This window comes from Labrys methylaminiphilus subsp. lupini (assembly GCF_051161885.1).
Lineage (GTDB): Bacteria > Pseudomonadota > Alphaproteobacteria > Rhizobiales > Labraceae > Labrys.
In genome coordinates this window covers 3,249,891-3,268,979 of the sequence record NZ_JBMDIH010000001.1, presented here as the reverse complement: position 1 = coordinate 3,268,979, position 19,089 = coordinate 3,249,891, and the positions used below count along the sequence as shown (strand labels likewise).

Genomic DNA, 19,089 nt, shown 5'->3' with positions numbered 1-19,089 from the left:
CCACTTACGCCCTTCGGTGAGCCCGAATGCTTGCGCATTCGTGCCGCTTTCCAGAGTTTCGTTCCCCCGCGGTCCGGGTGCCTGAGAGTTTCCGGGGCGGTTGCTCCTTCGGCGCCGGTCCGTGATTCCCAAGAGAATCAGACCGAACTCTTCCGCGGGGATCGGCCGAATGCCGGGAAGCTATCCCTGGCCTCACCTGTCGTCAACCCAACAGAATACGGCGCGATGAGAAAAGGTCTGAGGAATTTTAAGGCGCTCAGCCCCGCCGCTTTTTCTTGGTGACCGTGCCGCCCTTGCCGTCGAAACCGACCACGATGTCATAGGAACTGAGTGGCTGTTCGAGGCCGATGGTGATCGGTGCCGAGGTATCGACCACCCGGAAACTGCCCGGGCCGCCGCCAGGCGTCGCCGCGGCTGAGACGCGGATCACCTTGGTGTAGACGGGCTTCTCGTCGCGGTCGCGGATGGTGATGCGCACCGGCGCCGAATAGCCGCCGCCCCCGGCCGAGGCGACATGGCCCTCCACGCCGATCTTGATGGTAACGGTATTGCCGCTGGCAAGGTCGCACTCACGGGCGAAATTGGTGATCGAGAATTGCGCGCTGGGAGGGCCATAGGCCGCAGCACCGGTAGGAATGTTGATCTGCGGGCATTCGGTATCGGGGTCGAAATCCACCCGCAGCGGCGCTTGGGAGGCGGTCTGCGTCTGCGTTGGCGCAGCCGTTTCCGTCGGCGTGCCATAGACACCGGTGATCATGCTGCTGGTGCAGCCGCCGAGAAGGAGCGCCGGGGCGACCACACCTGCCAACAGGGCGCTACGAGCCGCCCAGACGCCATACTGACTGCCAACCATCGTCACGCTCCGCTGAATGCACGGCGTCCTTATAGCATGCCGTTCGGCTTCGGCCAGTCCGGCAGGCGCGCGCATGCACAGGCCCTTCGGTCCGATTACCAGTCCGTGTGCTGCAGGAAGCGGCGCAGGATGTGATGGGAGTAAAAACTGGCGACTGTGGCGAGGAAAGCCGGAAAATCGACATGGGCATTGTCGTCGGCGCTGTCGGAGATGGTACGCAGCACGGCACAGGGCACACCATAGTCGTGGCAGATCTGGCCAATCGCTCCGCTTTCCATCTCGATGGCGAAAGCGTCCGGAATGTCGTTGCGCAGGGCTGCGACCGCGGCATGGCCGTTGACGAACTGGTCGCCGCTGATGATCAGGCCGCGATGGAGGCGGGGGGCGGCGAGAGCGAACCGGTCGCGAATCTCGGCGGAGAGCTGCGGCAGATCCTCGGCCAGGAAGGCCTCGATCGCCCGCGACAGGCTGTTGCTGATGGCGGCATCGGCGGCAAAGCGGGACATGCCCGTCAAGGGTACCTCATAGCGCGGGAAGATCGGCCTCGCGTCGAGATCGTGCTGGAGCATCGCATCACCGACCACGATATCGCCGACCTTCACCGATCGGGCCGCGCCGCCGGCCACGCCGACATTGAGGATGGCGCCGACCTGATAGGCATGGATGAGGCCCGCAGTGGCGGTGGCGGCGGCGACCTTGCCGACCCGCGAGAGCGTCAGCACGCAGGGACGGCCGAAGAGATGGCCGCTGTGATAATCCCTGCCGCCGATGCGCAGTGTCTGTGTGGCGCCGTCCTGCTTCATCAGGGCGAAAAGCGCTTCGGCCTCCTCGGCGAGCGGGACGAGAATGCCGAGGGGCGAGGTAGAAGAGATTGTCATGGGGGCTTCCGGGGGAGGGCGGTTCGGCGAAGGCGGGAACAGACACCATAGGCCATTCGTTCATCGTCTTGATGTCAAGCCATTCCGAGGCGGCCGCCGGCCTTGCCAAAAGAAAAGGCCGGGACTGAGCCCGGCCACCTCGTCTCGTTCATGGGGGAGGCGCGGCGTCAGACCGCGATGCGCTCTTCGATCTCGTTGGGCTCGCGCAGCACATAGCCGCGACCCCAGACGGTCTCGATGTAATTGGACCCGTTGGTGGCGTTGGCGAGCTTCTTGCGCAGCTTGCAGATGAAGACATCGATGATCTTCAACTCGGGTTCGTCCATGCCGCCATAGAGATGGTTGAGGAACATCTCCTTGGTCAGCGTGGTGCCCTTGCGCAGCGAGAGCAGCTCCAGCATCTGATATTCCTTGCCGGTCAGATGCACACGCGAGCCATGGACCTCGACCGTCTTGGTGTCGAGATTGACCACGAGGTCGCCGGTGGCGATCACCGACTGGGCATGGCCCTTGGAACGGCGGACGATGGCGTGGATGCGCGCAACCAGCTCATCCTTGTGGAAAGGTTTGGTCAGATAGTCGTCGGCGCCGAAGCCGAGACCCTTCACCTTATCCTCGATGCCGGCAAGGCCTGATAGAATCAGGATCGGCGTCTTGACCTTGGCCACCCTGAGGGAGCGCAGAACCTCGTAGCCCGACATGTCGGGAAGGTTCAGGTCGAGCAGAATGATGTCGTAATCGTACAACTTGCCGAGATCGACACCTTCCTCGCCCAGATCCGTCGTATAGACGTTGAAACTCTCTGACTTGAGCATCAGCTCAATGCTTTGCGCCGTGGCGCTATCGTCTTCGACAAGAAGTACGCGCATCTCAATCCCCCACTGCGGCCTCGGAGGGTCGACCGCCGTCGCGAATGCGCAGACGGCACGGTGAAGTCACCTCGTCGATGATCAACCGCGACGCTACGCAGGCATGGTTAACAAATTGTGATTCTCTCATGCAAGCGAAACTTGAAAACAAGGTACAAAACTCCCTGTAACACATTGCCTGAAAGACAGATTCGGTGAGCAGCAAGCGTCAACATTCACATGAAGAAACCTGCCTAAGCGATTCAACCGACTCACCCATTCGCCGCAGGATTTGGACAAACGTGGCGGTGAGTTCGTTGACCGTTGTTAGGGATCATTAACGAGGCAGGTAAATTAATGGTTACCGTCGGGGCAGGTTCTTAGGGATTTAGAACGAATCAACAGCTTTCCTCGAGTGCCCCGTCCCATGGCGAGAGCGGCGGCTGCTTCATCGGCGAGGAAAGAGGCTGGTCGGTTCATTGCGGGGCCGCTTCATCGAATCTGCTTGCTTCTTCAAGCTGTTAGAAACAAGTGAACGCAGTATTAATTCTGCCGTCGCTGCCCAGTGTGAAGCATAGTGCCGACCGGAGCCGGTAGTCTTTCCGCAGTCGGCCGATCCCAGGAGAAATCTTAAGAAAAGCGGCCGCCGCATGGAGAAGTGATGTATCGACTTGGTAAATCATGGCGCACGATTTTCTTGACTGTCGACTGTCCCGCCTTGGTTCGCGGCTTTTTTGCGGCGAGTAAGGAAGAATTCACGTCCATGCCGGATGGTGTGGGTCTTCGCCGGGCCGATGGCTTGGCGATCCGATTGTGCGGCCTGTCCTCCACCATAGGGCGGCGGGCCGATGCGGCTGATGGAGTAATGAGTAATGAAGTCGCGCGATACCCTTATTCGTCTCAAGCGCTTCCAGGCAGACGAGAGACGCCGCCAGGTCGTCCAGATCGAAACCATGGTGGCTGAGTTCGAGCGCATGGCAGCCGAACTGGACCGCGAAATCAAGGCTGAGGAAGCCAAGGCCGGCATCACCGATCCAAGCCATTTTGCCTATCCGACCTATGCCCGCGCAGCGACTGCGCGTCGGGACAATCTGCGTGGCTCTGCCGATGATCTGAAGGTCAAGCTGGAAGATGCCAGGAGCGCGCTCGCCGATGCCCTGGAGGATCTGAAGATGGTCGAGACGCTCGATGACCGCGAGAAGGCAAGCGAGCGCAGCATCGCCGCTCAATAGATACCGACGCTGGACGTACAGGCCCGGCCGGCCTCCGGCTTGGGTACCATCGGGATGATACGGGGCCGCCGCTCACTGCTTGGGTGTCGGCGGCTTGGTACTGGTGCAGCGCAGATCCTTGCGCACGCAGGCGATACCCGGGGTCGAGCACATCGGCTTGCCGTTCACCACCGCACAAATGATGCATTCATCGGTGATTTCAGTACAATCGGGGTGACCGGCGATGAAGGAAAACACGCGGTCGTCAGGGGCAACAGGCTGGGAAGGAGCCGGAGGCTCCGCCGGTTTGGCCTGATTGTCCTGCGCCAGCACCGGCCACCATCCCTGGCCGACGGTCAGCAGGGCCGCAGCCAGACACAGGCGGATCAGCACGCTGCGCATGAGACATACTCCCTGCAATCGGCCTTCTCGGTGGGGATCCTAGAGCAAAGTGCGTCAGCCGCGAAATGCCGTAACCTCGATTTCAACCTTGATCTCTGGCTTGATGAGATCGCAGATCAGCATTGTGGCTGCCGGCCTGATCTCGCCGAAGACCCGGCCAGTCACCGCCATCACGGTCTCCACATGCTCGGTGCCGGTCACATAATAAGTCGCGCGCACCACCTCGCTCATGGCAAAGCCGCCCTCGGCCAGCGCCTTTTCGATGGTCGCCAACGTGTTTTCGGTCTGGGCGGCGACATCTTCCGGCAGCGTCATGCTGGCATAATCATAGCCGGTGGTGCCTGAAACGAAGCACCAGTCGCCCTGCACCACGGCGCGGGAATAGCCGGCGCTGCGTTCGAGCGGGGAGCCGGTCGAGATCAGTTTGCGGGGCATGGATATTTCCTCACACCGGCGTGGCCGCGATGCGCACGCCGCCATCGATCGTCTCGACGGCGACGGACATGCCGGCGGCGCGGGCGATCAGCCCGGTATAATAGGGCTGGATCAGATGGCTATCGAGCGTGCCGTTCTCCGGCTCGCCCGCGAGAAGGTTGATCAGGCCGGGCGGAATGCGCGAATTGCCCCCGAGCGAGATCACCTCGAAGGTCGGAGCCTCGGGATCTCCCGTCACCTTGGCATTGATGGAGCCGCCGCGCGGAATGGTGGTGGTGGCGACCACGAGCAGGTTCAGCAGCAGCTTGACCTTGTTCTTGGGCATGAACTGGCGCGGCGCCGACCAACTGAGCGTCACCTTCTCGTCCTGGATGAAGCCCCTGGCCACATTCTCGGCATCGCCGAGGTCGATCGAGGCTCCGGCCGAGCCGGCGGCACCGAAGGCAATCCGTGCAAATTGCAGGCGGGCCGAGGCATTCCTGGAGCTTTTCTTGATCAGGTCGAGGGCGAAAGCCTTCATCGAGGCATCGTCCTCGTCCTCGAGGACTTCGAGCCCGTTGACGATGGCGCCGACCGGATTGATCACATCATGGCACACGCGAGAGCAGAGCAGGGCGGCCAGATCAAGCGCATCGAGTTGAAAACCAGCGGTCATCGCAGCACCCAGGGTAAATCAAGAGAGAATCAAGTCTCGGAAATAAGGTTTTCAGATAGACTCTGCCGCACGGGATGTGAAGGCGCTAAGCCGATTCCCCCTGATCGAGCCAGGCTCGATCAGGGGGAATCGGCACAATCTCAAACGGTTGCCGTGCTTACCGATATCGCCTGTTCATGGGCGATATCGGTAAGCACGGCCTGGGCATTCCGCCTTTCCGTTCCGCGCTTTGTACAACCCAGAAGAGCGATCTCGAAGGGATGCGGAAAGGCAAGGCAGACCCAATATTCTTGCGGCATGGTGTCCATGAGACTAAACAGGCCCTGTTATCGGAGGCCCCTTTGAACCAGACCGCTCAGTCCTCGTCCCCGCTCGCTTCCACGCCCGATGCTATTGCGCGTGTCTTTGCCGACATTGCCCGTGAAGCGGGCGTCGCCATCATGCAGGTCTATGCCAAGGAATGCACGGCCCGCATCAAGGATGACCGCTCGCCCGTGACGGAGGCCGACGAACTGGCCGAGGCGATCATCCTGCGAAGGCTGGCGGATGTGATGCCTGATGTGCCGGTGGTGGCGGAAGAGTGCGCGGCCAAGGGCGTAATTCCCGAGGTCGGAACCCGCTTCATCCTGGTCGACCCGCTTGATGGCACCAAGGAATTCCTTCACCGCAACGGCGAGTTCACCGTCAACATCGCCCTGATCGAAGATGGCAAGCCGGTGGCGGGCTGCGTGTTCGCGCCGGCTGTGGATACGCTTTACGCTGGCGGCGACACGGCGTGGCGCGTGCAGGACGGCGTCGAAGAGTCGATCTCCACGCGGGCCTACCCGGCCGAAGGACTGACGGCCCTGTGCAGCCGTTCGCATCCTGACGCCAAGAGCGAGGCTTTTCTGGCTGAATACCCCATTGCCGACCGGCGCGAGGCGGGGTCATCGCTGAAGTTCTGCCGGGTTGCGGAAGGCGTCGCCGATGTCTATCCGCGCTTCGGGCCGACCATGGAATGGGATGTCGCCGCCGGCCATGCCGTGCTCTCCGCTGCTGGGGGGCAGGTTCTGATGCCCGATGGCGAAGATTTTCTCTATGGCAAGACCGAGGCCGGCTTCCGCAATGTCGCCTTCGTGGCCTGGGGCCAAGATACTCCCCGCAAATAAGACACGCCTCCCAAGCAAGACACTCCTGGCAAATAAGCTCGCTCCCCGTAAATAGCCACGGTCGAGCCCTTGCGGCGGCCCCGCTCGATCCCGGGTCGGTGCAATCCTGCAGGCCTCCTTGCCTCAATCCTGCGTAAATCTAGCCATGCTTCCGGGCGTTTTGCCTGTTGGAATCGCATGGTCGTATCGCCAAAGCCTCCTGCGATCTGGTGGCCTCACCGGGACCCGCGCGGACGCGTCGAAACGAAGAACGAGGGCAAGGCAGCGCTGCCTTGCAGACGCACTTTGCCCTTGGAAGCAATTTGTTAACGCTGATGGGCCACAAAATAGGGCTCACAGAGGCCAGACCCTCAGCCAACGAGGCTCGCGATGAACGATATTCTTCCCCGCCGCAAGGCTCTTACCATGATGGCCGGCATGGCTCTGTCCGCGACCGGCTTCGTCTCCCCGTCTCTGGCGCTTGCGCAGTCGGAGCGGCCGGAGCGCATCTCCTCCAACGAACTCGTCAATTCAGGCCATCGTTTCTTCGGCACCGTGTCGAGGGACCTGGCGCTCACCATTCAGAAGGCCGTGGCGCGCTGGGGTGAGCCCAACGGCTACATCCTCGGCCAGGAAGGCTCGGGCGCCTTCATCGGAGGGCTTCGCTACGGCGAGGGCACGATGTTCACCCGCAATGTCGGCGACCGCAAGGTCTACTGGCAGGGCCCCTCCGTCGGGTGGGATTTCGGCGGCGACGGCGCGCGCACCATGATGCTGGTCTACAATATGGACCGGATCGACGAGATCTACAGCCGCTTCCCCGGAATCGCCGGTTCAGCCTATATTATCGGTGGCTTTGGCATGACCGCGCTGGGCGATGGCAATATGATGGTGGTGCCCATCAAGTCCGGCGTCGGAGCCCGCCTCGGCATCAATCTGGGTTATCTCAAATTCACGCCGTCCGCGACGTGGAATCCCTTCTGATCACGCACAACCTTGCGGGATCCTGAGGGCGGTTGCTGGCTTTGATCTTGGCAGAAAAATGCCGATGCCAGAGCCGCCATCAGATCATCTAGGCAAACCGCACGTCATGGATGCTGGCGGGACATCGAAGTGCGATTTTAAGCACGCTGTGCGTTTTCACCCTGCAATGTCGTCGAATTGACGTATAGTACAGCGAAGATATCGCCGTACTGAGACTCTGCCGTGCTCGATTATGCGATTGCCTTTTTCCTGGGAGGAGCGCTCGCCGCCCTGGCCGCATTGGCCATGGTGCCCGCGATCTGGGGCCGTGCGCGTCGCTTGATCCGCCGTGAAATGGAAACTGCGCTGCCCCTGTCGATGGCGCAGGTTCGGGCTGCTCAGGATCATGTCCGCGCGGAAGCGGCCATACGGCATCGCCGCCTTGAGCAGAAGGTTGAGAACGAGAGAGCCCGGCGCCATCAGCTCATGGCTGAACATGGCCGGCAGACCGAAAGGCTGCGCCGGCTCGAAACCCTGCTCGGAGTTGATGCTGCCAGGCTTGCCCAGATGGAAGAAGGTGCTGCCAACGCCCAGCGCGGCGTGCTCGCCGCCCAGCAGGATGTTGCAGCCCTCAAGGCAGAACTGGCGGCAGCGCGGGTAACCATTGCGCTGCGCGACGACGAAGCGCTCGATCATGGCCGCGAACTTGCCTCGGCGCGGGGAAGCAATGACAGCCTGCGCATCGAAGTGGTCGCTCTTCGCACCAAGCTCGCTGCGGCGGAAGATGGCGCGGTTCTGCATCAGCATGAATTGCAGGAAGTGCTGGAACTGGCGTCCGGCAAGGATGATCGCCTCGCCACCCAGTCCATCGAGTTGATGCGGCGCGATACTGCGATCGCCGCCCTCGAGGCGCGCACGGCCTCGTTGCAGCGCGAATTGCAGACGATGGCCGACAGGAGGCAGGTGGCCGAAACGGAGAAATCGGACAGTCAGGTCCGGTTCTCGGATTGGGAGGCAGACCTGCGCCGCAAGGACGCCCTGCTGGCCGAGCGCGATGCGCGGCTTGCGCTGGCGGCCGGACGGGAGGCCGAACTGATCGCCGAGCTCAATCGCCTGCGCCGCAGCGCGGAGCCGAGCGCGGCCGAGGAAGAAATCGGTGCCCTCAAGATCGAGCGGGCTCGCTTGCAGGCCGAACTTGCCGCTCTTCGCGAAGAGGCTCATGAATCCTGGCTGCGCATCGAAGCCGACAACAGCCTGCTGCGGCGTGAAATGGCACAGGTCGCTGCCGAGATCGCCCGCGAGGCGGCGACCCGCAGGGCCGTCGGCGTGGTGCCCGGACCGGAGCGCCAGGCGGCGAACGATCTGGCGGCGAACGAGCCGCACGCTGTAGACAGCCGGGAAGCCGCGCCCCGCTGACGGCGTTGCCCATGCATTCTCGGCTTGTAGTTATACCCACGCCTTTCAAGGTCTTTCGAATCTAAAACCCGGCGAAGGCTGGATAGGGCATTGCGACCCCTCATCCGCCCCCTCGGGGCACCCAGTCCACTCCAAGTGGAGTGGACGATACCCGCAAGGGGAGAAGGTGCTGGCAAGCGGATGAGGGGTTGCACCGCTCTATCTGGACTTTAGAACTCAACATCTTGAAAGGGGTGGTCATCAGACCCGCCCTCCAAATGTCGCCTCCCGTATCGGCTTGCCGTGAGTCACTCTTTTCGCGACCCGGTATAATGATCTGGGCTTAAAGCGCGGCGGCGATCTTCGCCGCCAGGCGCGCATTGTTTTCCACCAGGGCGATGTTGGCGATCAGGCTGCGCCCCTGGGTGAGGTCAAGCATGCGCGAGAGCAGGAACGGCGTGAGAGCCTTGCCGGAAATGCCCATGGCATCGGCTTCGTCCACGGCCGCCTCGATGGCGGGATTGATCTCATTGGCGGCGATCTCGTCGGCCAGCGGGATGGGATTGCCGACCAGCACGCCGCCATCGAGGCGCAATTCGGCGCGGGCGCGGATCAGGGCGGCGATGTCGGCGGGATCATCGAGGCGAATCGGCGCCGCCAGGCCGCTCTTGCGGCTCCAGAAAGCGGGAAATTCGTCGGAGCCGTAGCCGACAACCGACACGCCGAGCGTTTCCAGCGTTTCCAGGGTTTTGGGCAGGTCGAGAATAGCCTTGGCGCCGGCGCAGACGACGCAGACCGGCGTGCGCGCCAGTTCCTGCAGGTCAGCCGAGATGTCGTAGGTCTTCTCGACACCGCGGTGCACGCCGCCGATGCCGCCCGTGGCGAAGACGCGGATACCGGCACGGTCGGCGGCGATCATGGTGGCTGCCACCGTGGTGGAGCCGTTCTTCCTGGTGGCCACGGCATAGCCGAGATCGGCGCGGCTGAGCTTCAGGAAGCCCGTGGCCTGGCCCATGGCTTCGAGCTGGCTGTCCTCGAGCCCGGCATGGATGACGCCCTCCAGCACCGCGATGGTCGCCGGTTCGGCGCCTCCAGCCCTGACGGCAGCTTCGACCTTGCGGGCTGTCTCGACATTCTGGGGCCATGGCATGCCATGGGTGATGATGGTGGACTCGAGGGCAACCACCGGCTTGCCCTCGCGGAGGGCTGCGGCGACGGCGGGCGAATGGGTAATGGAGGTCATGGCTCTATCGTTTCGAGGGGATGGGAAAGGGCGTGGCGGGCCAGCACGGCCTGCATGGTGAGATCGGAGCGCACAGTCTGGGGTGATTCGACCGTAAGGGCGGCGGCGGCCATGGCGCGACGGGCTGCCGTGAGAAAGGTGTCGCCGGCGGCAAGGCGCGCCAGCGTGCCGCCGGCCAGCGCATCCCCGGCACCGTTGACGTTGGTCGGGCGGGAGGGAAGCGCCGCGATCGGCGTGACCTTGCCCCCCTCCCAGGCGAGAGCCCCTCGGGGACCGAGCGTGAGCAGTCCGCGCGGCACCGGGCCGGCAGCGAGCCTGGCAGCCAGATCCTCCGCTTCGTCCTCGCTCCCGAGCAGGGCGCGCGCCTCGTAGAGATTGAGGAAGAGGATGTCGATCGCAGCCAGGATGGGTACGAGCTTGGCCAGTTTCTGTACCGAGACGGGCACGCAGGCGAGGGGACGGGCACCCTTGGCCTCTGCCACGGCCTGCAATGCAGCTGGCGGCAGGTTGGCATCGGCGAACACATAGCCATCCGAAGGGAAGGCAGCCAGCCGGGCGGCGATGGCTTCGGGCGCGATCCGGTCGAAGATCGCCATGTCGGCGAGGCCGATCACCAGTTCGCCCTCGCCGCTGAAGATGGCGGTGTAGGAGGCGGTCGTCGCACCGCTTGTGGCGATGACGCTGGTCATGTCGATGCCGGCCCGGCTGCTTTCCTCCATGACTCGGCGACCCTCCAGGTCGTCGCCGACCAGCGACACGAGGCCGACATCGACGCCAAGACGCGCCAAATTCTCCGCCACGTTACGGGCAACGCCACCCAGGCTGGTGCGCATCGTGCCGATGTTCGAGGTGTAGAGGCGCTCCTTCGCATCGGCGGTCTCGCCGACGCGGTCGATGACGCAGCCCCCTGCACACAGAACGGGACGATAGGCCATGCTTCCTCACGACGGGCAGCTCTTCGAGATGCCCCAAAGCGCCTCCCGTGCCACAGATTCGTGCCCGCAACAATGCGACGCTCCGCCGGTTGCCGCTTTCCTCTTGCGTCATGCCACGATTGCAGCCATGAGAAGCGCGCCTTCCGGTCAAGCAGAATTTCCTGATAGCACCCACGAACGGGCACTATCAGGAAATTCTGCAGGCGTTTGAGATCCAGCGGATTCCCTCTGGTCGAGCCACGGGCTCGACCAGAGGGAATCCGCCTAGGCCTTGCTCTTTCCCGGCAACCGCCACATTTTGCGCATTCTTGTTTGGCTTTTGTGGCTCTTCTTCCCTCCGAGATGGTTTCATGCGCACTGCCCCCCTGCTTGCTGCCCTGTTGCTGATGGCCTCGCCAGCCCTGGCCCAGACGGAGCCGCAACCTTCGCCGCCCCAAGCCCAGCCACAGCCTCAGGCCGAACAGCAGCCTCAAGGTCAACCCGCTCCCCAAGCCCAACCTGCTCCCCAAGCCCAGCCGCAATCCGGGACGCAGCCCGCCGTACAGCCCCAGGGGCAGGCACAGCCGCAGCCCCAGACTCAAGTCCAGGTTTGCACCACGCCCACCGATCCCGCCGGCTTCCCGGCCTGGCTTGAGAATTTCAAGAAGGATGCGCTGGCCAGGGGCATCGGCACTCAGGGAATGGCGGCTCTGGACGGCGTCAGCTACGACCCCAAGGTGATCGGGCTCGATCGCGCCCAACGGAAGACCTTTTCGCAGACCTTCGAGGAATTCTCGGGCCGCATGGTCAATGCCTACCGCATCAAACGCGGCAAGCAGGTGATCAAGAAGTACCAGGCGGTGTTCGACAAGGCCGAGGCCGAATATGGCGTGCAGGCGCCGATCATCGCTTCCCTGTGGGCGCTCGAGACCGATTTCGGTGCCAATGTCGGCAAGTTCGAGAGCATCCGCTCGTTGGCGACCCTCGCCTTCGATTGCCGCCGCGGTGACAGGTTCCGCCCCGAATTGTTTGCCGCCCTCACCATCGTCGACAAGGGCGACGTGCCGCTGCACGAAATGCGCGGCGCCTGGGCGGGCGAGATCGGCCAAGTCCAGTTCATGCCGACTTCCTATCTCAAGCATGCGGTGGATTTTGACGGCGATGGCCATAAGGATCTGGTCAAGAGCCAGGCCGACGTAATCGGTTCCGTGGCCAAGTTCCTGTCAGGCCGCTGGCAGCGCGGCGCCGGCTGGAACCCTGGCGAGCCGAATTTCGATGCCCTCAAGGCTTGGAATGGCAGCGAGCTCTATCGCAAGACGGTGGCGTTGCTGGCCACGAAGATCGCGGAATAGCCAAAAGGCCGGTCCCGAGACCCAATGCAGCTCACTTAAACGTCTTCGAGTTAGCGCGACCTTTGTCATCGCCGGGTCAAGCCAGGCTATGACAATTCGGAGCGTTTGTTCCTTAAGTGAACCGTATTAGGTCCCGAGACCGGCCTTTTCCATGTGGGGACCGTGAAAATCCCCTGTTCGGCATGAAACCTGCGTGGCAAGGTTGCGGCTTGAGCCCGCCACACCGGAGTTTCCCGATGCTTCGCCGCACCTTTCTTGCCCTTGGCGCCCTCGCCGCCATGGCCGTTCCCCTTGGATTGACCCAGGGACCGGCCGAGGCCCAGACGCTACCCGATCTCAAGGGCCGCACCATCGTCGCCGTCACCGAGAACGCCTATTTTCCGCTGAACTTTACCGATCCGAAGACGGGGCAGGGCATCGGCTGGGAATATGATGCGATCAACGAGATCAGCAAGCGCCTCAATGCCAAGATCGAATGGAAGACCTCGTCCTGGGACGCCATGATCCAGGCCGTGCAGAATGGCCAGTTCGACATCGGCATGGACGGCATCTCCATCACCGATGAGCGCAAGAAGCAGGTCGCGTTCACCGACCCCTATTTGGTGTCCGAGCAGTTCATGCTGGTGCGGGCCGATGAGAAGCGCTTCACCGACGCCAAGAGCTTCGCAACCGACGACAAGCTGTTCGTCGGTGCCCAGTCCGGCACCACCAATTTCTTCGTCTCGGTCACCGATCTGCTTGGCGGCAACGACAAGAGCCCACGCCTCAAGCTGTTCGAGACGTTCGGGGCCTCGGTACAGGCGCTTAAATCGGGCGATGTCGATACGGTGCTGATGGACAAGGCCGGCGCCGAAGGCAACATCGCCGCTTCGCCCGACAGCTTCAAGATCGTCGGCAATGGCCTCGGCCATGACGAGTTCGGCTTCATCCTCAAGCAGGGCTCCGATCTCATCGGTCCTGTCAACGCTGCCCTGGCTGCCATGAAGGCCGACGGGACGACCAAGGCTCTCGATAAGAAGTGGTTCTTCGACTACAAGACCGCGAACTGAGCCGGTGCCGGCCGCCTGGTGCCATGGCGTCATGGCGGGCGGAACGAAGCGATGACGAAAATGCCCATCGGTCCGATCCTCGGGCCGCCTGCCTCACTTCCGGATCTTCCTTTCTGCAGATGACGACATCTCCCGCCGCCGGCACGCCCCGCCACGCGCCACCGCCGCCGCCCTCCTTCCTGTCGAAAGTGCCCTGGTGGCTGGTGATCCTCGTCGTGCTGGGGGCCGCCGTCCTGATCGGCGGCCTGGCCAGCGAGCAATATCGCATCATCTTCGGCGTGGTCGGGCAGGGGCTCTTCGTCACCATCCGGGTGACCGTGATCGCCTTCGCCGCTTCATTGGTTCTCGGCACCATTCTTGCGCTGGGCCTGGTGTCGCACTCGCGCTGGCTCGGGGAGGCGCTCAAGGCCTATGTCGAGGTCATGCGCGGCGTGCCCATGATCGTGCTGCTCTATTATATCGCCTTTGCGGTCGGCCCGGCACTGATCGAAGGCTATGTCGCGCTGTTCGGCCCAGCCATCGCCGCCGGTTTCATGCCGGAGATCACCATCCGCGATTTTAGTTTCGAGTGGCGCGCGATCTTCGCGCTGACCCTGGCCTATTCGGCCTTCATCGCCGAGATCGTGCGCGGCGGTATCCAATCCATCCCCGCAGGACAGTTCGAAGCCGCGCAGGCCCTCGGCCTTACGCGCTTCAAGACCATGCGCCTGGTCGTGCTGCCGCAGGCCTTCAAGACGATGACGCCGCCGCTCGGCAACGACCTCGTCTCCATGCTGAAGGATTCCTCGCTGGTGTCCGTGCTCGGCATCGCCGACATCACCCAGAACGGCAAAACCTATACCGCTTCCACCTTCCGCTTCTTCGAGACCTATACGGTGGTGGCCTTCTTCTATCTGGTGATGACCATCGGCCTGACCCTCCTGGTGCGCCGGCTGGAGCAGCGCATGCGTCGTAACGAGGTTCGGCAGGATTAGGGGTACTGGAGGGTCAATCTCCAGATTGACCTCTTGGAAACGCTGAGTGTGCGGATAAAGAGGTCGATCTGGAGATCGACCCTCCAAGGAGGTTGGAAACCTACAGTCCCTTGCGCCGTCCTGGCCGAACTGGCACATTCCGTCAAGATCATGCCAGATGTTTCCTCTCCCGCCGGTCCCCTCGTGGCCGTGCTCGTCTATGATGGCCTGTGCACCTTCGAGTTCGGGGTGGCCTATGAGGTGTTCGGCCTGTCGCGCCCCGAGATGGGGCCTTTCTGGTATCGCTATGCCACCTGCGCCATCGAGCCCGGCCCGTTGCGGGCGGCAGGCGGGCTGACGGTGGAATCGCATGCCGGCCTGGAACTGCTGGACGAGGCCGATCTCGTCATCGTGCCGGGCTGGCGTGGTATCGACACGCCGGTGCCGGCGGATCTGATCGCCTGTCTCAAATCCGTGCATCGGCGCGGTGCCCGCCTGATGTCGCTGTGTTCCGGTATCGCCGTGCTCGCCGCCTGCGGCCTGCTCGATGGCCGGGAGGCGACCACGCATTGGCGCTATGCGGCTGATATCGGCGCTCGCCATCCCAGTATCGTGCTCGACCCGGACCGGCTTTATGTCGACCTCGGCGACGTTCTCACCGCTGCCGGCAGCGCGGCGGCGCTGGATCTGTGCCTGCATGTGATCCGGCGGGACTTCGGGCCGGATGCCGCCAACACCGTGGCGCGCCGGCTGGTGGTGCCCCCGCATCGCGATGGCGGCCAGGCCCAGTTCATCGAACGGCCGGTGCCACGCGAGCGCGAGTCCGCCCGGCTCGCCCCGTTGATCGACTGGCTGCGGCAGAATTTGGCCCTCCCCCATCGTATCGAGACGATTGCCGCTCGTTCCGGCATGAGCCAGCGCACCTTCCAGCGCCGTTTCGAGGAGACGACGGGGTTGCCGCCGGGAGAATGGCTGGTGGCCGAGCGCGTGCGGCTGGCTCGGGAACAGCTCGAGCGCAATCTCGGCGCCTCGCTCGGTGACGTTGCCGCAAGCTGCGGCTTCAATTCGCTGGAGACGATGCGCCATCATTTCCGGCGTCGCGTGGGCGTCAGTCCTGCGGCCTATCGGGCGCGCTTTTACGGCGGGTAGCTCTTCCTGAGATTGCAGGCTTCCAGCCTGCTTCTTCCTAGCCGGAGCCTGTCCAAGGCAGGCTGGAAGCCCATAGGCGCCAACTTTGCGAGTGGAGGCGCCTGAAACGAGGTGTGCCGATCTCCAGATCGGCATCTTCCTGCCGGCAAGCACGGCGCTTCCAAGATGGTCGATCTGGAGATCGACCCACCAGATAAGCACCGAGTTCCACAAAGTGAGCGCCTATGGGCTGAAAGCCTGCGATCTAAGAAGTTTAGTCGGCAAATTTCAGCACGGATTGTAGCAAACCCGGGAATTTTTCATCGATATCCGGGCGCAGGGCGACGAAGCAGCGCGTGCCTTCCTTGCGGTGGCTGACGACGCCTGCCTCGCGCAACTGTTTGATGTGATGGCTCAGCGTCGAATTGGCGACCTGGCAATCGAATTCCGTCGATCCCTTCTCGCCCTCCGCGAGCAGCGTGGTGACGATGTGCAGCCGCACCGGATCACCGAGGGCGGCCAGAACGCCGATCAGATTGATGTTGTTCACATCGGGGTGAGGGTGTTGCTTCATGGCTTCTTATACCTATATTCGACGAACATCGAACTTTGAAACTTTAACGCCTCGGCGAGCCGACCACCAGTTAAGTCTGTGTAAGCCAGGTGCAGGAGTGTCAAGCGATCACCCAGAAAAGCCATTTGGAACAAGGTTCTTCCAATGCCCTCCTTACTTGATCCCATTCGTATCGGCGCGCTCGACCTGCCCAACCGCGTCGTCATGGCCCCGTTGACCCGTACCCGCGCCAGCGCAGGCCGCGTGCCCAACACGCTGATGCGTGATTACTATGTCCAACGCGCCTCGGCCGGCCTGATCCTGACCGAGGCCACCGCCGTCACGCCGATGGGCGTGGGCTATCCCGATACCCCCGGTATCTGGTCGCGGGAGCAGGTCGAGGGCTGGAGGGTCATCACCAAGGCCGTGCACGAGGCCGGCGGGCGCATCGCCCTGCAGCTTTGGCATGTCGGTCGCATTTCCGATCCTGTCTATCTCGACGGGGCCCTGCCGGTAGCGCCGAGCGCCATCGCGCCTGCAGGCCATGTCAGCCTCATCAAGCCCGAAAAGCCCTATGTCACGCCGCGTGCACTCGAACTCGACGAGATCCCCGCTATCGTTGAGGCCTATCGCCAGGGCGCTGCCAATGCCAAGGAGGCCGGCTTCGACGGCGTCGAGATCCACGGCGCCAACGGCTATCTGCTCGACCAGTTCCTGCAGGATTCCACCAACAAGCGCACCGACGCCTATGGCGGCTCGATCGAGAACCGGGCGCGGCTGATGCTTGAGATCACCGACGCGGTGATTTCGGTTTGGGGTGCCGACCGGGTTGGCATGCATCTCGCCCCGCGCGGTGATTCGCATTCGATGGGCGATTCCGACGCGCCGGCTCTGTTCGGCTATGTCGCCCGGCAATTGGACGCCCGCGGGATCGCCTTCATCTGCGCTCGCGAATACGCCGATGGTTCCAGCGTTGCTCCGGTGATCCGCAGCAATTTCAAGGGCGTCTTCATCGCCAACGAAAAGCTGACGGCCGCAGACGCCGAAGCCCTGGTCGAGAGCGGCGCAGCCGATGCGGCGGCTTTCGGCAAGCTTTTCATCTCCAATCCGGACCTGCCCAAGCGCCTGTCGCTCGGCGCACCGCTCACCCCGTGGAATGCCGCGACCTTCTATGCCAAGGGCGCCGAGGGCTATACGGATTATCCGGCGCTGGAAGAAGTGCCGGCGTGATCCTCCTGGGAGCGCGGACTTCCAGTCCGCTCTTCCTGTCCTGCACGCGCAGCGTTTCCAAGAGCGGACATCGCGACATGCAGGCATGTCGCTAAAGCGTTTTGCGATTTGGTGGAATCACCAAGAACAGCGTTTCCGTCTAAACGCGCTTTGCTCTAGGATCTCCGCGCTCCTTTACTTAGCCTTCTTCACGTCCTTGATGTCGGCGAAGACGATGGCCGGTGACCTTTCGCCCTGATAGCGCAGGTCGAAGGCGGATTTGGCCATGAACACCGGATCGCCGTCGAGATCGTCGGCGATCGAGAAGTTGTGGGAAGTGAGGAAACTGTCGAGCTCTTGCTTCGTCGGTGCCGAAACCCAGCGCGCCAGCGCGAATTCGGAGGGCTCGAAGCGGATCTCCAGCCCGTATTCAGCGGCCAGCCGGCCCTGCAGCACGTCGAGCTGCAGGGCGCCGACCACGCCGACCAGGGCAGGGGAGCCGTCGCGCGGACGGAACACCTGCACCACGCCTTCCTCAGCGAGGTCCTGCAGGGCGTCCTTGAGCTTCTTGGCCTTCATGGCGTCGGGCAGGCGCACCCGGCGCAGGATTTCCGGGGCGAAGCTGGGTACGCCGAGGAAGGCGATCTCTTCGCGCTCGGTGAGCGTGTCGCCGATGCGCAGGGCACCGTGGTTGGGAATGCCGACCACATCGCCCGCATAGGCCTCCTCGGCCAGAGCGCGATCCTGGGCGAAGAAGAATTGTGGCGCGTTGAGGCTCATCGACTTGCCGGTACGCACCTGCTTCACCTTCATGCCGCGCGTCAGCTTGCCCGAGCACAGCCGTACGAAGGCGATGCGGTCACGGTGATTGGGATCCATGTTGGCCTGGATCTTGAAGACGAAGGCGGACAAATTGTCCTCCGTCGCTTCGACCATGCGGGTGGCCGCCTCCTGGTCGCGCGGCTGGGGCGCGTAATCGCCCAGGCCCTTGAGCAGGTCGCCCACGCCGAAATTCTTGATGGCCGAGCCGAAGAACACCGGCGTCATATGGCCTTCGCGGAAGGCGGCGAGATCGAACTCGCCGCAGGCTTCCTGGACCAGCGCGATCTCCTCGGATGCTGCTTCGGCGTCGATGGAAGGCACGGCGCGGGCGAGGGCGGCCGCATCGCCAGCCTCGACTGGAATCGGCGCGGTGTCCTTGTCGAGCAGGCGGACATGGCTGGCGGCCAGGTCATAGGTACCGGCGAAGTCGCGGCCGCGGCCGAGTGGCCAGGTCATCGGCACGGTGGAGAGGGCCAGCGTCTTCTCGATCTCGTCGAGCAGCTCGAAGGGGTCGCGCCCCTCGCGGTCCATCTTGTTGATGAAGGTGACGATGGGAATGTCGCGCAGGCGGCAGACCTCGAACAATTTGCGCGTGCGCGCCTCGATGCCCTTGGCCGCGTCGATCACCATTACCGCCGAATCGACGGCCGTGAGCGTGCGATAGGTATCTTCCGAGAAGTCTTCGTGGCCCGGCGTGTCGAGCAGGTTGAAGACGAGGCCCTCATATTCGAAGGTCATCACCGAGGTGACCACCGAAATGCCGCGCTCGCGCTCGATCGACATCCAGTCCGAGCGGGTATTGCGCTTTTCTGCCTTGGCCTTGACCTGGCCAGCCAGCTGAATCGCGCCGCCGAACAACAGCAGCTTTTCCGTCAGCGTGGTCTTGCCGGCGTCCGGGTGGGAAATGATGGCGAAGGTGCGCCGCCGCTCGACTTCGCGGGCGAGCGGGGTGATGGCCGAAGTGTGTGACAGATCGTTCAAGGCGGAACCACAGAAAAGTTTGAGGCCCAGAAGCGGGGGCGATCATCGGGAATTGGCGCGCTTTTGGCACGAAACGGGGCTCGCGTCACCCCCGGCGATATAAGCGCGGCCTGTGGAT

At 63.1% G+C, this 19,089-nt stretch carries 19 protein-coding genes and 1 riboswitch; of the genes, 9 read left to right on the top strand and 10 right to left on the bottom strand.

The window, feature by feature from the left end; all coding sequences use genetic code 11:
* Positions 1-59: 59 nt before the first annotated feature.
* Positions 60-165, bottom strand: a riboswitch (glycine riboswitch).
* A 91-nt stretch (positions 166-256) separates the two neighbouring features.
* The 3 genes from ACN6KF_RS15450 to ctrA all read right to left on the bottom strand — a co-directional run bounded on the left by ACN6KF_RS15450 (position 257) and on the right by ctrA (position 2,600).
* Positions 257-853 (bottom strand): hypothetical protein, encoded by a 597-nt coding sequence (locus ACN6KF_RS15450; protein ID WP_434957684.1) that lies wholly within the window; start codon positions 851-853, stop codon positions 257-259.
* 95 nt (positions 854-948) lie between these two features.
* A complete protein-coding gene (locus ACN6KF_RS15445; RefSeq protein ID WP_434957683.1) occupies positions 949-1,731 on the bottom strand; it encodes a 5'-methylthioadenosine/adenosylhomocysteine nucleosidase in 783 nt (260 codons plus the stop codon).
* A gap of 167 nt (positions 1,732-1,898) precedes the next feature.
* A complete protein-coding gene (gene ctrA / locus ACN6KF_RS15440; protein ID WP_434957682.1) occupies positions 1,899-2,600 on the bottom strand; it encodes a response regulator transcription factor CtrA in 702 nt (233 codons plus the stop codon).
* Positions 2,601-3,451: 851 nt separating this feature from the next.
* On the opposite strand from ctrA, the gene fliJ reads away from it, so the two are divergent.
* Positions 3,452-3,811: a flagellar export protein FliJ gene (fliJ, locus tag ACN6KF_RS15435; protein WP_434957681.1), complete on the top strand. Its 360-nt coding sequence runs from the start codon at positions 3,452-3,454 to the stop codon at positions 3,809-3,811.
* Positions 3,812-3,883: 72 nt separating this feature from the next.
* On the opposite strand, the gene ACN6KF_RS15430 is transcribed toward fliJ, so the two are convergent.
* The 3 genes from ACN6KF_RS15430 to chpT are packed head-to-tail and all read right to left on the bottom strand — an operon-like array spanning position 3,884 to position 5,282.
* Complete coding sequence (locus ACN6KF_RS15430) at positions 3,884-4,192, bottom strand: hypothetical protein (protein ID WP_434957680.1); 309 nt, start codon at positions 4,190-4,192, stop codon at positions 3,884-3,886.
* A 54-nt stretch (positions 4,193-4,246) separates the two neighbouring features.
* Positions 4,247-4,627: a RidA family protein gene (locus ACN6KF_RS15425; protein WP_434957679.1), complete on the bottom strand. Its 381-nt coding sequence runs from the start codon at positions 4,625-4,627 to the stop codon at positions 4,247-4,249.
* Positions 4,628-4,637: 10 nt separating this feature from the next.
* Positions 4,638-5,282: a histidine phosphotransferase ChpT gene (chpT, locus tag ACN6KF_RS15420; protein ID WP_434957678.1), complete on the bottom strand. Its 645-nt coding sequence runs from the start codon at positions 5,280-5,282 to the stop codon at positions 4,638-4,640.
* 341 nt (positions 5,283-5,623) lie between these two features.
* Between chpT and cysQ the strand changes: the two genes are divergently transcribed.
* From cysQ to ACN6KF_RS15405, 3 genes are all read left to right on the top strand, one after another.
* Entirely contained in the window at positions 5,624-6,430 is an 807-nt protein-coding gene (gene cysQ, locus ACN6KF_RS15415) for a 3'(2'),5'-bisphosphate nucleotidase CysQ (RefSeq protein WP_434957677.1), read from the top strand.
* A gap of 369 nt (positions 6,431-6,799) precedes the next feature.
* Positions 6,800-7,393: a DUF1134 domain-containing protein gene (locus tag ACN6KF_RS15410; protein WP_068286233.1), complete on the top strand. Its 594-nt coding sequence runs from the start codon at positions 6,800-6,802 to the stop codon at positions 7,391-7,393.
* A 222-nt stretch (positions 7,394-7,615) separates the two neighbouring features.
* On the top strand, positions 7,616-8,788 hold the full coding sequence (locus ACN6KF_RS15405; RefSeq protein ID WP_434957676.1) for a coiled-coil domain-containing protein: 1,173 nt from the start codon (positions 7,616-7,618) through the stop codon (positions 8,786-8,788).
* A 322-nt stretch (positions 8,789-9,110) separates the two neighbouring features.
* On the opposite strand, the gene ACN6KF_RS15400 is transcribed toward ACN6KF_RS15405, so the two are convergent.
* Together ACN6KF_RS15400 and ACN6KF_RS15395 are read right to left on the bottom strand one after the other, a co-directional pair.
* Entirely contained in the window at positions 9,111-10,010 is a 900-nt protein-coding gene (locus ACN6KF_RS15400; RefSeq protein ID WP_434957675.1) for a pseudouridine-5'-phosphate glycosidase, read from the bottom strand.
* Positions 10,007-10,945, bottom strand: a complete 939-nt coding sequence (locus ACN6KF_RS15395) for a carbohydrate kinase family protein (protein WP_434957674.1) — start codon at positions 10,943-10,945, stop codon at positions 10,007-10,009. The genes ACN6KF_RS15400 and ACN6KF_RS15395 overlap by 4 nt, the downstream gene beginning before the upstream one ends.
* A 350-nt stretch (positions 10,946-11,295) precedes the next feature.
* Here ACN6KF_RS15395 and ACN6KF_RS15390 point away from each other — a divergent pair, with 350 nt between their 5' ends.
* The 4 genes from ACN6KF_RS15390 (at position 11,296) to ftrA (ending at position 15,427) form a co-directional block, all read left to right on the top strand.
* Complete coding sequence (locus tag ACN6KF_RS15390) at positions 11,296-12,276, top strand: lytic murein transglycosylase (RefSeq protein ID WP_434957673.1); 981 nt, start codon at positions 11,296-11,298, stop codon at positions 12,274-12,276.
* 236 nt (positions 12,277-12,512) lie between these two features.
* Positions 12,513-13,325 (top strand): transporter substrate-binding domain-containing protein, encoded by an 813-nt coding sequence (locus tag ACN6KF_RS15385; RefSeq protein ID WP_434957672.1) that lies wholly within the window; start codon positions 12,513-12,515, stop codon positions 13,323-13,325.
* A gap of 119 nt (positions 13,326-13,444) precedes the next feature.
* The gene (locus ACN6KF_RS15380) at positions 13,445-14,299 is read left to right on the top strand and encodes an amino acid ABC transporter permease (protein ID WP_434957671.1); all 855 of its coding nucleotides are present in this window, start codon (positions 13,445-13,447) and stop codon (positions 14,297-14,299) included.
* A 129-nt stretch (positions 14,300-14,428) separates the two neighbouring features.
* A complete protein-coding gene (gene ftrA / locus ACN6KF_RS15375) occupies positions 14,429-15,427 on the top strand; it encodes a transcriptional regulator FtrA (protein ID WP_434959684.1) in 999 nt (332 codons plus the stop codon).
* Positions 15,428-15,680: 253 nt separating this feature from the next.
* On the opposite strand, the gene ACN6KF_RS15370 is transcribed toward ftrA, so the two are convergent.
* On the bottom strand, positions 15,681-15,980 hold the full coding sequence (locus ACN6KF_RS15370; protein WP_434957670.1) for an ArsR/SmtB family transcription factor: 300 nt from the start codon (positions 15,978-15,980) through the stop codon (positions 15,681-15,683).
* Between the two features lie 144 nt (positions 15,981-16,124).
* Here ACN6KF_RS15370 and ACN6KF_RS15365 point away from each other — a divergent pair, with 144 nt between their 5' ends.
* Positions 16,125-17,189 carry an alkene reductase gene (locus ACN6KF_RS15365; RefSeq protein ID WP_434957669.1) on the top strand — a complete coding sequence of 355 codons (1,065 nt, stop codon included), beginning with the start codon at positions 16,125-16,127 and terminating at the stop codon, positions 17,187-17,189.
* A 174-nt stretch (positions 17,190-17,363) separates the two neighbouring features.
* On the opposite strand, the gene ACN6KF_RS15360 is transcribed toward ACN6KF_RS15365, so the two are convergent.
* Positions 17,364-18,971, bottom strand: a complete 1,608-nt coding sequence (locus tag ACN6KF_RS15360; RefSeq protein WP_434957668.1) for a peptide chain release factor 3 — start codon at positions 18,969-18,971, stop codon at positions 17,364-17,366.
* Positions 18,972-19,089 lie beyond the last annotated feature (118 nt).